The sequence below is a fragment of the Pseudomonas sp. dw_358 genome, from assembly GCF_018449655.1.
Classification (GTDB): Bacteria; Pseudomonadota; Gammaproteobacteria; order Pseudomonadales; family Pseudomonadaceae; genus Aquipseudomonas.
Window position 1 is genome coordinate 34,238 of the sequence record NZ_JAAVUX010000023.1, and the last position, 14,145, is coordinate 48,382.

The 14,145-nt window shown below is 62.9% G+C and carries 12 protein-coding genes; 10 read left to right on the forward strand and 2 right to left on the reverse strand.

Annotated features, from left to right (window positions below; all coding sequences use genetic code 11):
• Positions 1 to 71: 71 nt before the first annotated feature.
• From HB675_RS23710 to zapE, 4 genes are all read left to right on the forward strand, one after another.
• Positions 72 to 464: a MerR family DNA-binding transcriptional regulator gene (locus HB675_RS23710; protein WP_213881595.1), complete on the forward strand. Its 393-nt coding sequence runs from the start codon at positions 72 to 74 to the stop codon at positions 462 to 464.
• A 678-nt stretch (positions 465 to 1,142) separates the two neighbouring features.
• A complete protein-coding gene (locus tag HB675_RS23715; protein ID WP_213881640.1) occupies positions 1,143 to 1,610 on the forward strand; it encodes an Lrp/AsnC family transcriptional regulator in 468 nt (155 codons plus the stop codon).
• A 352-nt stretch (positions 1,611 to 1,962) separates the two neighbouring features.
• Complete coding sequence (locus HB675_RS23720; RefSeq protein ID WP_213881596.1) at positions 1,963 to 3,114, forward strand: M14-type cytosolic carboxypeptidase; 1,152 nt, start codon at positions 1,963 to 1,965, stop codon at positions 3,112 to 3,114.
• Positions 3,115 to 3,180: 66 nt separating this feature from the next.
• Positions 3,181 to 4,299, forward strand: coding sequence for a cell division protein ZapE (gene zapE, locus HB675_RS23725; protein ID WP_213881597.1), 1,119 nt, complete (start codon positions 3,181 to 3,183; stop codon positions 4,297 to 4,299).
• Here zapE and HB675_RS23730 read toward each other — a convergent pair.
• Positions 4,262 to 6,163, reverse strand: a complete 1,902-nt coding sequence (locus tag HB675_RS23730; RefSeq protein ID WP_213881598.1) for an AMP-binding protein — start codon at positions 6,161 to 6,163, stop codon at positions 4,262 to 4,264. The genes zapE and HB675_RS23730 overlap by 38 nt on opposite strands.
• Positions 6,164 to 6,309: 146 nt before the next feature.
• Here HB675_RS23730 and HB675_RS23735 point away from each other — a divergent pair, with 146 nt between their 5' ends.
• A complete protein-coding gene (locus tag HB675_RS23735) occupies positions 6,310 to 7,599 on the forward strand; it encodes a leucine-rich repeat-containing protein kinase family protein (protein ID WP_213881599.1) in 1,290 nt (429 codons plus the stop codon).
• Between the two features lie 26 nt (positions 7,600 to 7,625).
• On the opposite strand, the gene ugpC is transcribed toward HB675_RS23735, so the two are convergent.
• On the reverse strand, positions 7,626 to 8,771 hold the full coding sequence (gene ugpC, locus HB675_RS23740) for a sn-glycerol-3-phosphate ABC transporter ATP-binding protein UgpC (protein WP_213881600.1): 1,146 nt from the start codon (positions 8,769 to 8,771) through the stop codon (positions 7,626 to 7,628).
• 125 nt (positions 8,772 to 8,896) lie between these two features.
• On the opposite strand from ugpC, the gene HB675_RS23745 reads away from it, so the two are divergent.
• The 5 genes from HB675_RS23745 to HB675_RS23765 all read left to right on the forward strand — a co-directional run bounded on the left by HB675_RS23745 (position 8,897) and on the right by HB675_RS23765 (position 14,145).
• Positions 8,897 to 9,928, forward strand: coding sequence for an alcohol dehydrogenase catalytic domain-containing protein (locus HB675_RS23745; RefSeq protein ID WP_213881601.1), 1,032 nt, complete (start codon positions 8,897 to 8,899; stop codon positions 9,926 to 9,928).
• A gap of 52 nt (positions 9,929 to 9,980) precedes the next feature.
• Positions 9,981 to 11,315, forward strand: coding sequence for a sugar ABC transporter substrate-binding protein (locus HB675_RS23750; protein ID WP_213881602.1), 1,335 nt, complete (start codon positions 9,981 to 9,983; stop codon positions 11,313 to 11,315).
• Between the two features lie 85 nt (positions 11,316 to 11,400).
• Positions 11,401 to 12,306 (forward strand): sugar ABC transporter permease, encoded by a 906-nt coding sequence (locus HB675_RS23755; RefSeq protein ID WP_213881603.1) that lies wholly within the window; start codon positions 11,401 to 11,403, stop codon positions 12,304 to 12,306.
• 1 nt (position 12,307) lies between these two features.
• Positions 12,308 to 13,162 carry a carbohydrate ABC transporter permease gene (locus HB675_RS23760; RefSeq protein WP_213881604.1) on the forward strand — a complete coding sequence of 285 codons (855 nt, stop codon included), beginning with the start codon at positions 12,308 to 12,310 and terminating at the stop codon, positions 13,160 to 13,162.
• Positions 13,163 to 13,188: 26 nt separating this feature from the next.
• The gene (locus HB675_RS23765) at positions 13,189 to 14,145 is read left to right on the forward strand and encodes a sugar-binding transcriptional regulator (protein WP_213881605.1); all 957 of its coding nucleotides are present in this window, start codon (positions 13,189 to 13,191) and stop codon (positions 14,143 to 14,145) included.

Here is a 14,145-nt window from a genome sequence, read left to right on the forward strand (position 1 = left end):
CATGGGCATTGACGTTAACGTCAAGGGTCCCTAGCGTGCACATTCGTTCTTCTTTCGTTTCGAGCATGCCCATGAGTACGACCTACAGCATTTCCGACATGGCCCGCGAGCTGGACATCACCACCCGCACCATCCGCTTCTACGAAGAACAGGGCATGCTGGCCCCCGAGCGGCGCGGCCAGGAACGCGTCTACAGTGCCCGCGACAAGGTCACCCTCAAGCTGATCCTGCGGGGCAAGCGCATCGGTTTTTCGCTGGCCGAGTGCCGGGAATTGATCGAACTCTACGATCCGGCGGCCGGCAACCAGCGCCAGCTCACCAGCCTGCTCGACAAGATCAAGGCACGTCGCAAACAGCTGGACCAGCAATTGCTGGACATCCAGCACATGCAGTTGGAGCTGGACATGGCCGAGGAGCGCTGCATCCAGGCACTGAATCAGGCTGAGGTCACTGTCCCGAAGTGACCGACCGGTCGTCGGCGGTAACGCTTGATAGCCCGGATGTGTTACCGCGCTGATTTGTCGCAGGGTAGAATCGGGTAACACGGAAACAGATGCGCGCACTGCGACAGGATGTCGCAGCAGGGTGAATTCTCAAACCCTTGATTTAAAAGGATTTAAAAAAGTTGGCACGCACACTGCTATAGCTTTGGTACAACAAAAATAAAAAAGCAGAAAAAACACCTAATAAAAATAAGACGAAACGGCTCTGACATAACAAGAACAAACGCGGCAGAGGCGAAGCTAACAGATTTTTTTGGAGAAGATGTGCTTTCCCGGGGTTCGCCCCCGCAACCGGACAGAGAACAACAAAACTACCCCGAGGTAGCGTCCGAATCGGTTGGATCGACAGATGAAGGCAAGTCAGCGCTCAAAAAAATACGTTTGCTCTTGACCCCCGAATGGGGGTCGCACCCCACAGCGACAAAGGGTCACGGTCGACAAAAACAACAACAGACCGCCCCTCAATAATAATAAAAGAGCACACGCAGTCATTTTCGAAGGGGAGCCCAGGCTCCCCTTCGTGCTGTCCGTCCTTCCGAAAAAACCTTTTCCCCCCTCGCACCACACCGGCGTCGAAACCCTTCGAGCCTGTTAATCTGCATGAAAGCGCCCTTGAAAAACAAAAAGCGAGATTCGTTCATGCAGAACACCCTCAGCCCCATCGATAAACGCATCTTGGCCCTGCTACAGCACAACGCCGACCTCTCCGCCGCCGACGTCGCCGAGCGGGTGGAGTTGTCGCAATCGCCGTGCTGGCGGCGCATTCATCGGTTGCAGGAGGATGGCTTGATCGAACGCAAGGTGGCACTGCTCAACCCGCAGAAGCTGGGCCTGGGCATGACCGTGTTCGTCAACGTCAAACTGTCGGGGCATGGCCGACGCAACCTCGCGGAGTTCGAAGAGGCTATCACCGGGTATTCGGAAGTGCTGGAGTGTTACACCATGGCGGGAGGCATGGATTACATGCTCAAGGTCGTGGCCCAGGACATTGCCGGCTACGAGCGCTTTCTGCGCGAGCATCTATTGCAGAAGCCCCATGTACTTGAAGCCCATTCCAACATCGCCATGAGCGTGGTCAAGCGCACGACGGAATTGCCACTGGGCTGAGCTTCGACGTAACGAAAGCAGAAACCATTTGACATGCAAATGATAACGATTATTATTGAGGCAACTGATCGCGAGATCGGTTGGGTAATCCGCAAGACCTTGGTCGGACTTCGGATTATCTCCTCATCAGGCTAATCACGGTTTTTGACCCGGTTTTTACCGGGTCTTTTTTTTGTCTTCAGGCTAATGAAGAGGTGTGCGCTTTGCAGGCGCGCATGATAGCAAGGAAATAACGCGCAGCGAAAGCGCCGATTGGCGACTGCCAGCACGCCTGTGGCCGTTTGCTGGAAGAAACCGGCGCAAGGTTGGGTGTAGAGTAGCGTCTACAAGCACTTCACAAGGTACCCAGATCATGACCGTAACCCGGCCCATGCTCGCCATTTCCGCAGACTTCGACAGCGGAAACATCCAGGTCATCGATGCGAGCGATCCTCGTCTGGTGCGCCTGGCGATCCGCCCGGACACCTACAGCGACCACTTCCAATGGTTCCACTTCAAGGTAGCCAACCTCGTACCCGGCGAGCCTTATGGTTTCTCTCTGGACAACGCCGGCCAGTCGTCCTACCACGAGGCCTGGCACAACTACGATGCTGTTGCCTCCTACGATCAAAAGAGCTGGTTCCGCGTGCCCAGCCGGTACGATGGCTCGGCGCTGCGATTTGACCTGACACCTCGCCATGAACAGGTCTGGTTCGCCTATTTCGAACCTTACAGCCGTGAGCGTCACGACTGGCTAGTGGATCAGGCCTTGAATCAGGCCGGCATGCAGCTGATCGCGGTCGGCAAGAGCGCCGAGGGTCGTGAAATCCCCCTTTTGCGCCGGGGCAACGGTGACCCCGCGCACCGCAAGATCTGGCTGATTGCCCAGCAGCACCCCGGCGAGCACATGGCCGAGTGGTTCATGGAAGGCATCATCGAGCGCCTGCAGCGCAGCGACGACAAGGAACTCAATGCCTTGCTGGCCGTGGCCGACCTGTACCTGATCCCGAACATGAACCCGGATGGCGCCTTCCATGGGCATCTGCGCACCAACGCCCGGGGCAAGGACCTCAACCGCGCCTGGCAGGACTCAAGCGCCGAATACACCCCCGAGGTGTTCTTCGCCCAGCAACAAATGGATAAACATGGCGTCGACCTGTTCATCGACGCCCATGGCGACGAGGCCATCCCCTACGTCTTCACCGCCGCCTGCGAAGGCAACCCGGGTTACACCACGCGCATTGCCGACCTCGAGCTGACCTTCCGCCAAGTCCTGCAAGCCCAGACAGCGGACTTCCAGACGGTACACGGCTATACCCTCGATGAACCCGGGACCGCCAACATGACCCTGGCCTGCAACTCGGTAGGCCAGCGCTTCGATTGCCTGGCGCTGACCCTGGAGATGCCCTTCAAGGACCACGACGACGCGCCCAACGCCGAAACCGGCTGGAACGGTCAGCGTTCGGCGCAGCTGGGCAAGGATGTGCTCAGCGCAGTGGCCAAGGTCGTGCAGTTGTTGCGTTGACTCGCACGCTCCGACAGAGGTCATGTGATAAATTGCCCCCTCGCCCACGGAACCCAGAGACTTGCCGTGACCGTTCTACCCCCGAAGAAATCCTGGTTCAAACGCAGCCCCAAGCCCCCCGCCTCCACCCCGGCCGGGGAGCGCATCGAGCAGTTCTTCCGCCAGAGCGCGCAGCAGCAGGGTTACACCCTCAGCGCCGGTCAATGGCAGGTGGTGCAGAGCCTGGCTGAACGCGCTGGTCCGCTGAGTGCTGCGCCGCCCGCACCGCCGGCGCGCAGCTTGTACCTCTACGGTTCGGTGGGACGCGGCAAGAGCTGGCTGCTGGACGGTTTTTTCAAGGCCGCCGAGCTGAGCGAAAAGCGCCGTGTCCATTTCCATGATTTTTTCGTCCAACTGCACCAGGGCATGTTCCGCCACCAAGGCCGTGACGACCCCCTCGCCCTGACCCTGGACGAACTGCTCAGCGACTGTCGGCTGCTGTGTTTCGACGAGTTCCACGTGCACGACATCGGCGACGCCATGCTGATCACCCGCCTGTTCAAGGCGCTGTTCAAGCGCCGCATCCTGCTGATCGTGACGTCCAACTATCCACCCGAAGGCCTGCTGCCCAACCCGCTGTACCACGAGCGCTTCCTGCCAGTGATCCGCCTGATCCACTCGGACATGCAAGTCCTGGAGGTGGGCGGCGACACCGACTACCGCAGCCTGCCGCAGTCGCGCGCCGGCCAGCAGTTCACCCGCGGCCGCTACGTCTGGCCCGGTCTTGACAGCCAGCGCCAGGCCCTGCACCTGCCCGCCGCCGAGCTGGCGCATTTTCCCTTGCCAGTGGGCACCCGGCTGCTGCGCGCACGCCTGAGCGAGGAACGACGGATCCGCTTCGACTTTGCCGACGTGTGCGAAGAGCCCACTGCCGTGATGGACTACCTGGCACTGTGCAAACGCTTCGATGAATGGATCATCGACCACCTGCCCCTGCTGGATGACTGCTCCATCGCCGTGCAACAGCGCTTCATCAACCTGGTCGACGTGCTGTACGACCAGGACAAGCTCGTTACCGTGATCAGCCAATGGCCGCTGACCCAGGCCCTCGCCGCCAACGCCATCGACCTTATGCGCACCCGCAGCCGCCTGGGCCAGTTGATCGAGGTCAGCGAAACACCGACAGCACCTGGGCAATTTCGGTAAGAATCACCGGGTCATCGATGGTCGACGGCGCCACCACGTCCTCCCCCGCCGCGATCTTGCGCAGCACCGCGCGCAGGATCTTGCCAGAGCGGGTCTTGGGCAGACGCTTGACGATACGCACCTCGCGCAGACAGGCCAGCGCACCGATCTGTTCGCGCACCCACGCCACCACTTCGGCCTGCAAGGGCCCGGGGTCCGCGCCATCCTTGAGCACCACCAGCGCCAGCGGCACCTGGCCCTTGAGGGCGTCCGGTACACCGATCACTGCGCATTCCGCGACACTGGGGTGGTGAGACACCCCGTCTTCCATCTCGCCGGTGGACAGCCGATGCCCCGCCACATTGATCACATCGTCGGTGCGACCCATGATGTGAACAAATCCCTCGGCGTCCACGTAACCGCCATCACCGGTGTGAAAATAGCCGGGGAACGCTTTCAGATAGGCGTCCAGATAGCGCGGATGATCACGCCACAAGGTCTGGCTGCAGCCTGGTGGCAGCGGCAGGCGCAGGACAATGGCGCCGGGCTCGCCGTCGACCCGCTCCGCGCCCTGCTCGTCCAGTACCCGCACCACGTAACCCGCTACCGGCTGGTTGCTGGAACCGGCCTTGCTGCGGCTGCCGGCCAGACCCATGCAGGGCGCAGTGACCGGCCAGCCGGTTTCGGTCTGCCACCAGTGGTCGTGCACGGGTTTGCCGGTCTTTTCTTGCAGCCAGGCATGGGTCGCGCCGTCGAGTTTTTCCCCCGCCAGGAACAGCTGGCGCAAGGTGCTCAGGTCACGGCCCTTGAGCCCGTCGGCCTGCGGATCTTGCCGGCGGATGGCACGCATGGCCGTGGGCGCGCAAAACAGCGAGTTGACGCCATATTGCTCGATGATACGCCAATACACGCCAGCGTCCGGGGTGCGGATCGGCTTGCCTTCGTACAGCACCGTGGTGCAACCGGCCAACAAGGGGCCGTAGACGATCAGCGAATGCCCGACCACCCAGCCGACGTCTGAAATGCCCCACCAGACATCCCCCGGCCGCATCCCGAACACCGCCGTCATGGCGTACAGCAGGCCGACCGCGTGGCCACCGTTGTCGCGTACAATGCCCTTGGGCCGCCCCGTGGTGCCGGAGGTGTACATGATGTACAGCGGGTCGCCACTGGACAGCTCCACGGGCGGCACCGGACGCGCCTCGGCCAGCGCCTGGGCCCAGTCCAGGTCGCGACCCGACTGCATCTCGGCGCGGGCCTGGGGCCGCTGCAACACCAGTACCTGGGCCGGCGGGTGGCGGGCCAGGGCCAGGGCCCTGTCCACCAGCGGCTTGTACTCGATGACCCGGTCGAACTCCAGGCCACAGGAGGCAGTCAGCAGCAGACGCGGTTGTGCGTCGTCGATGCGCACCGCCAGTTCGTTGGGGGCAAAACCGCCGAACACAACCGAATGCACGGCACCGATGCGGGCACAGGCAAGCATCGCCATCGCCGCTTCCGGGACCATGGGCATGTAAATGATCACCCCGTCACCCTGCTTGACCCCGGCCTCGCGGAGCACCTCGGCAAGCCGCGCGACCTCGTCGCGCAACTGCACATAAGTGAACTGGCGCTGCACGCCCGTCATCGGCGAGTCGTAGATCAGTGCCGGCTGCGCCCCCCGGCCCAGCTCGATGTGGCGGTCCAGCGCCAGATAGCAGGTATTGAGCCGTCCGTCGGTGAACCACTGCTGAGTGCCATCGGGTTTGTCCAGCAAGGTTTGAAGCGGGGCCTGGAACCAGGCGACCGCCAGGGTTTGCTCGGCCCAGAAGCCCTCGGGGTCCTCGACGGAGCGTGCGTAATGGTCGATGTAGCGCGGGAGATGAGCGGGGCTCGAGTCATTCATGCCTGGACCCTGGGTTGTTGTTATTGAAGGTCAGGCACTGAGTATGGCCGGCAGCTGCAAAGCTGCCATTTGACCTTGGTCGCAGCCAAGCACCGCAGCAACGGCTATGATGGCCGTCGTGATTGATTTCGAGACGATTTGCGACGATGGATACCTTGGCACGCCTCAAGTCCGGCCAATTGGCCGGCACCACCCGACTCACACTCAGCTGCGGCCTGACTCAGTTCCCCGAGGAGATTTTCGAGCTGGCCGACACGCTGCAGATCCTCGATCTGAGCGGCAACCACCTGAGCAGCCTGCCTGCCGACCTGGGGCGGCTCAAGCATCTGCAGATCCTCTTTTGCTCGAACAACGACTTCGCCGAAGTGCCGGCCTGCGTCGGCCAATGCCCGCAGTTGAGCATGATCGGCTTCAAGGCCAATCGTATCGCCCACCTGCCGGCGGCGGCGCTGCAACCGGTGCTGCGCTGGCTGATCCTGACCGACAACTGCCTGGAGCAACTGCCTGAGGAATTGGGCGACTGCACGCGCATGCAGAAACTGATGCTGTCGGGCAACCGCCTGACCCAGCTGCCAGCCAGTCTCGCCCGCCTGGAAAACCTCGAGCTGCTGCGCCTGTCAGCCAATCGCCTGACCCATCTGCCGGATTGGCTGTTTACCCTGCCACGGTTGGCCTGGCTGGCGTACGCCGGCAATCCGTTGCCCGACGTCTTCTGCACACCCCACGAGCCGGGCGCGGTGCCGGACATCGACTGGACCGACCTGCAATTGCACAAACGCCTGGGCGAAGGTGCTTCCGGGGTGATCCAGCAGGCGTTGTGGCGCAGCCGCCAGTTGGAAGTGGCAGTCAAACTGTACAAGGGCAGCATGACCAGCGACGGCTCGCCGCTCAACGAAATGGCAGCCTGCATTGCGGCAGGCTCGCACCCCAATCTGATCAAGGTGGAAGGCCGGGTCAGCGGGCACCCGCAGGGCAGCCCCGGGCTGGTAATGAACCTGATCGACCCGTCTTACCTCAACCTGGCCGGGCCGCCGAGCTTCGCCTCATGCAGCCGCGATGTCTACGCCGATGACCTGAGCTTCACACCCGGCGTGCTCCAGCGCATGGCCCAAGGCATCGCCTCGGTGGCCGCGCAGCTGCACGACCATGGCATCAACCACGGCGACCTCTACGCCCATAACATCCTCTGGCACGAAGCAGGCGACTGTCTGTTCGGCGACTTCGGCGCCGCCTGCTTCTACCCTGCCGACGACAGCCTGGCCGCCCGTGGCATCGAACGCATCGAGGTGCGGGCCTTTGGTCTGTTGCTGGGCGAGTGGCTGGAACGTTGCCCCGAGCCGCTGGACGAGCTGGCAGCGTTGCAGCAGGCGTGCGTGCAGCCGGATGTGCTGGCGCGGCCTGGGTTTGATGAGGTGGTGGCCAGCTTGGTCGGCTGATTCCCTGTCGCGGGTTTCGCGCAGGTCTACGCGGTACGGGGGGTCCCGACGTACCGCGCCGCCTCCCCCACCGCCGTGTAATGGCGCAGCTGCACCAGCGCCTTTCCCTGTTCATCGAATAGATGACAACGCGCCCCGGTCACACCGATTGCCACCGTCTGCCCCGCCTGAACCGTCGATAACCCGTCGCCCTTGACCATCACCTCGACCCCATCGGCCGTCTGGGCGTGGGTGAAGGTCTCGCCGCCCAGGTGCTCCACCAACAGCGCCTGGGCGCTGAACTGCGCATCACCCACGCCGCGCTCGGACAAGTGCTCGGGGCGCAGGCCCAGGCTCAGCAGCGCCCCCACGCTGACGCCGCTGCCGTCCACCGGTACCCACAACCGCGCGCCGCCCGGCAGACTGACCTGCACCCCTTCACCGCTGGTGGCCAGCACTGTCACCTGGATGAAACCCATCTGCGGCGAGCCGATGAAACCTGCCACAAAGCGATTGCACGGATGGTGATACAGCTCCAGCGGCGCCCCGACTTGCTCGATGCCGCCCTTGTTCAGCACGACGATCTTGTCCGCCAGGGTCATGGCCTCGACCTGATCATGAGTGACATAGACCATGGTCGCCTGCAACGCGGCATGCAGCTTGGCGATCTCGATGCGCATCTGTACCCGCAAGGAGGCGTCCAGGTTGGACAGCGGCTCGTCGAACAGAAACACCTCGGGCGCGTGGACGATCGCCCGGCCAATGGCCACGCGCTGGCGTTGCCCGCCGGACAGCGCCTTGGGCTTGCGTTGCAGCAGCGGCTCCAGCTGCAGAATACGCGCGGCATCGAGGACTTTGGCCTCGATCTCGGCCTTGGGGGTTTTCTGCATTTTCAGGCCGAAGGCGATGTTGTCGTAGACCGTCATGTGCGGATACAGCGCATAGGACTGGAAGACCATGGCCACGCCCCGGTCGGCCGGTTCGAGCAAGGTCACGTCCCGCGCGCCGATGCGGATGTTGCCCTGGGTGATGCTTTCCAGCCCGGCGATGCAGCGCAGCAAGGTCGACTTGCCGCACCCCGAAGGCCCGACGAACACCACGAACTCGCGGCTTTCGATACTCAGGTGGATGTCATGCAGCACCTTGATTTCACCGTAGGCTTTCTCGACGCCACGCAAACTGAGCTCGGTCACAGTCAGGTTTTCCTGTTGTTATGAGAGGGGGGACGACGAGAACAATCATCGCGCCTTGACAGCAAGGTTTTACGCTCTACGATCATTTGTAATTCAGATATTACAAATGTCAAGGAGCGGGAAAAATGCGGGCTGCGTACATCCACGGTATTCGCGACATCCGCATCGGCACCAAGCCGATTCCAACCCCGGTGGGGGATGAAGTTCTCCTGCGGGTCAGTGCCGTGGGCGTGTGTGGCAGCGACCTGCATTATTTCAAGGAAGGCGCCATCGGCCATGCCCGGATCACCCAGCCGTTCATCGCCGGCCACGAGTTCGCCGGCCGCGTGGTGGAGGATCAACCCGCCCTCGGGCTCAAGGCCGGGCAACTGGTAGCGGTGGACCCGGCCCGGCCCTGCGGCCAGTGCGAATGGTGCGGGCGTGGCCATGTCAACCTCTGCCCCCATGTAGTGTTCCTCGGCTCGCCGCCGCACACCCACGGCGCCATGACCGAATACATCGTGGTCGCCCCCAGCCAGATCTACCCGGTGCCCGAACATTTCACGGCGGTGCAGGCGGTGATGCTCGAACCCCTCGGGGTGGCGATCCATGCCATGGACCTGGCGGGTTCAAAGAAAACCTTCGAGACCGTCGCCATCATCGGTTGCGGCCCCATCGGCCTGTGCCTGCTGCAACTGGCCCGGCAGCTGTGCAAGAAGGCTATCTACGCCATCGACCCGATTGCCTACCGCGCCGCCAAGGCCTTGCAGCTGGGTGCCGACCAGAGCGCCGCCAGCCATGAGGCCATCGCCGAGTGGACCGACGGGCGCGGGGTCGATCTGGTGCTGGAAGCCACCAACTCGCCGGAAGGCTTTTCGATCGCTGCACAGAGCGCACGCATCGGCGGCCGGGTGGTGCTGGTGGGCATTCCCGACGGCGACCAGTACACCCCGCTCAGCGCCTCGCTGCTGCGGCGAAAGGGCCTGGACATTCGCATGTCCCGGCGAATGGGCCATGTCTACGACCGCGCCATCGAACTGGTCGCCCGGGGCGTCGTCGACGTCGAGGGCCTGGTCACCCACCGCTTCGATCTGAGCGACACTGACTCGGCCTTCAGCTTCCCATCGGACTTTCTCGACGGTGCCCTGAAGACCATCATCCTGCCCAGCCAGCAATAGCCATACCCCAGCAGCCGACACCCTCGATCACAACAATAAAAGAGGTCATGCAATGAGCAGATTTGTCCGCAACGCCCTGGCTTTGTCGGTGGCACTCGCCGCTGGCACGGCCCACGCCTGGACCCTCGAAGAGGCCGCCGCGCCGTACAAGGGCACCGAGATCAAGGCGATTTTTCTCGACCGTCCGGGGTACGCCGCCGCGATCAAGATGCTGCCCGAGTTCGAAAGGAAAACCGGGATCAAGGTCAGCTATGAGACCGTGCCCTACGAAAACAGCCGCGAGCGCGAGGTGCTCAGTTTCACCTCCGGCGAGCAACTGGACGTGGTCCTGACCGACGTGGTGTGGATCGGCGAGTTCGCCGGAAACGGCTGGCTGGAACCCATCACCACGTTCACCAACGACCCCAAGCTGGCGGACCCGGCCCTGAACCTCAAGGGTTTCTTCCCGATCCTGCTGGAATCCTTCGGCAGCTGGGACAAGCAGACCTACGGGCTGCCATTCGATAACTATTCGGGGCTGCTGTTCTACAACAAATGCATGCTCAAGGATGCCGGTTTCGACAAGCCGCCGGCCACCTGGGACGACCTGCTCAAGGTCTACGCACCCAAACTCACCGACAAGAGCAAGGACCGCTACGCCTACGCCCTGCAATCGCGGCGTGGCGAAACCCAGTCAGCGGACAGCTTCATGCGTTTCCTCTGGCCGTTCGGCGGTTCGCTGCTCGATGCGCAGTTCAAGTCCAACCTCAATTCCGCCGATTCGCAGAAAGGCCTGCAATTTCGCCAGGACCTGATGCAGTACATGCCGCCAGGCATCGTCGACTACGACCACAACGAGTCGGTCAACGCGCTGGCCCAGGGCAAGGTGGCGATGATCACCGAATGGTCGGCGTTCTACGGCACCCTCGCCGACCCGGCCAAATCGAAAATCACCGACTGCCTGGCGGTGGCCACCGAACCCAAGGGCAGTGCCGGACTGAAACCGGCGCTGGGCGGGTTCTCGCTGGGGGTCAATTCCAAGTCCGACGACAAACAGAAGGCCGCCGCCTGGTTGTTCATTCAATGGGTCACCTCCGAGGCCGAAGCCAAGCCCTACCTGGACGCCGGTGGCGTCAGCGGGCGCATGGCGGTGTACCAGGACCCGGACGTACAGAAGCGCTTCCCGTTCGTGCAACCCATGGTCACCTCGTGGGAAGGCGGCGTGCCTGACTACCGCCCGCGTTTCCCGCAATGGCCGGAAATTTCCGAAGTCATCGGCGAGAACGGCACGGCGATCATGCTCGGCAAGGTCAGTGTGGCTGATGGGGCCAAGACCATCGGCAGCAAGGTCGAGGAAATTCTGAAGAAGGCCGGGTACTACGACGGCAAGGCGAAATTGTTGAAATAGCCGCAGCGTATTGACCTCTGCAGGACCGAGCTTGCTCGGCCCTGCAGAAGCCGCGCTCAGTCGTGACATTGACCTGGAGCCCCCCATGCCCAAACCCCAAAAACCCTTGTTCCCGACCCTGTGGAACAACACCCGCGCCGCCCGCGCCTTCCTCGCTCCGGCCACCGTTGCCCTGGCGTTGATCGGGATCTTTCCCACGGTGTTCGCGCTGGTCAATTCGTTTCGCCAGTACAACCTGGCGCGGCCCAGGGACCCGACACCCTTCGTCGGCTTCGACAACTACCTCAACGTCCTCCACGATGCCTCGTTCTGGGCAGCACTGGGGCGCACCGGGCTGTTTCTGATCACCGTGGTGCCGATCCAGTTGGCCTTGGGTCTGTTCATCGCCTTGCTCCTGCACAAGCCGGGGCTGTCCGGTTTCAAACTGCTGGCGCGCATGAGTCTGGTGATCCCGCTGGCCACCGCCCCGGCCGTGGCGGGATTGATCGGCCGACTGGTCTTCAACCGTGATTTCGGCGTGGCCAATGCCCTGCTGGCCATGGCGGGCGCCGGGCCGGTGGAATGGCTGGGAGACACCACCAACGCCTTTATCGCCGTGGCCCTGATGGACATCTGGCAATGGACACCCTTCTGCGCCCTGGTGTTGCTGGCCGGCCTGACCATGGTCCCCACCGAGGTCGAGGAGGCCGCCCGCCTGCAAACCCGCAACCGTTGGCAGATCGTGCGCTACGTGCAGCTGCCGTTCCTGCTGCCCAGCGCCACAGTGATCCTGATCCTGCGCACCGCCGACGTCCTCAAGATGTTCGACACCGTCTTCACCATGACCCGCGGCGGCCCCGGCGCGGCCACCGAGCTGGTCAGCGTGTACATCCAGCGCGTGGGCTTTCGTGTGTTCGACCAGGGGTTGGCGTCGGCCCAGGCCATCTTGCTGCTGATCCTGACCATCGTGCTGGCGCGGCTGTACATCAAGTTCGTCTACCGGGAGATCTGACATGAACACATTGAGCACCGCCGCGCCCGCGTTGGTCCGCCCCAGGGCGCGAGTCAACGCCTGGCATCTGGTGGGGCTGCTGGCGATCTTCCTGTTCGCGGTATTTCCGTTCTACTGGATGGTCGCCACCAGCCTCAAGACCCAGGCCGAGGCCTTGGCCTCGCCACCCATCTGGCTGTTCACCCCGCACCTGGACAACTACGTGCAGGTGCTGTTTCAGCGCGACGTGCTGCACAGCCTCGGCAACTCGCTGATCGTTGCGGTGAGCACCACGGTGCTGGCCGTGGGCCTGGGTACACCAGCCGCCTATGCCCTGGCGCGCTTCGAGTTTCGCGGCAAGGAAGACCTGTGGTTCTGGTTCATCACCAACCGCATGCTCAGCCCGATTGTGGTGGCACTGCCGATCTTCCTGATGGCCCGCACCCTCGGCCTGATCGACACGCAACTGGTGCTGATCCTGGTGTACCTGACGTTCAACCTGCCTATCGTGGTGTGGATCTGCACCGACCAGTTTCGCGGGGTGCCCAAGGATCTGGACGAAGCCGCCCGCCTCTCCGGCGCGTCGCGTTTCACCATTTTCTGGCGCATCGCCCTGCCGCTGGCCATGCCGGGAGTGGCCGTCTCGGCGATCTTCTCGTTCATTTTTTCCTGGAACGAGCTGCTCTACGCCCTGGTGCTGACCCGCAACAACGCCCGCACCGCGCCGGTCAGCGCCACCAGCTTCATGAGCGGCTACGACCTGCCCTGGGGCGAGATCATGGCGACCGGGACCCTGATCGTGTTTCCCGTGATCATTTTTGCATTGATGGTTTCCAAGCATCTGGTACAAGGGCTGACCATGGGCGCCGTGAAGTAACCGCCCACCAACGATCGAGGGACGCTGTGCAGACTGTTACCGACGCTGAACCGGTGAACGCCGACGAACAATTGAACATTCGCATTGCCTGGCATTACTACGTGAGCAACCTCACCCAGCAGCAGATCGCCGACCTGTTCGGTATCACTCGGGTGCGGGTCAACAAGGCCTTGGCAACGTGCCGCGAGACCGGGCTGGTGCAGATTCGCATCAACTCGCGGCTGGCCTCGTGCATCGAGTTGGAACAGCGTCTGCAACAGCGCTTCGGTTTGCAAAAGGTCACCGTGGTGCCGTCACCCGAGGACGCCTCGCAGATCTTTCGCGTGCTGGGCGTCGGCGTAGCGCCGACCTTGCAGGCGCATTTGCGCGATGGCTGCACCGTCGCCGTAGGTTGGGGCCGGACCCTGCGTCAGGCCGTGCGTGAGCTCGAAGGCAAGGCGCTCAGCGACATGACCGTGGTGTCATTGCTGGGCGGCCTGCACTACGGTTCGGCGAACAACACCGTAGAGCTGGCCTCAAGCCTGGCCGGGCTGTTCGGCGGCGAATATTACTACCTCGCCGCCCCGGTGTTCGCCCCCTCGGAGCAGTACCGCGACATGATCCTCGCCGAGCCCTCGGTGCAAGCCGTGCTGGCCAAGGCCCGCCAGGCCGACGTGGCGCTGTTGACCGTGGGCGACCTGAGCGAACGTTCGTTGATGCTGGAACTGGGCCTGGTCAAACCCGAGGACGCGGCCTCGCTGCAGGCGGCCGGTGCCGTGGGGGATCTGCTAGGGCGCTGGCTCGACCGTGACGGGCATGAAGTCGATCACCCGTTCAATCGCCGGGCAATCTCCCTCGGGCTGGACGATCTGAGCCGCGTGGCCAAGGTGATTCTGGTTTCGGGCGGCCCGTACAAAGCCGAGATCATCAAGGCCGTGCTGCTGCGCCAGGTGGTGCATGAGTTGGTGATCGACGAGGGGGCCGCTGGGCAGTTGCTGGAGTGA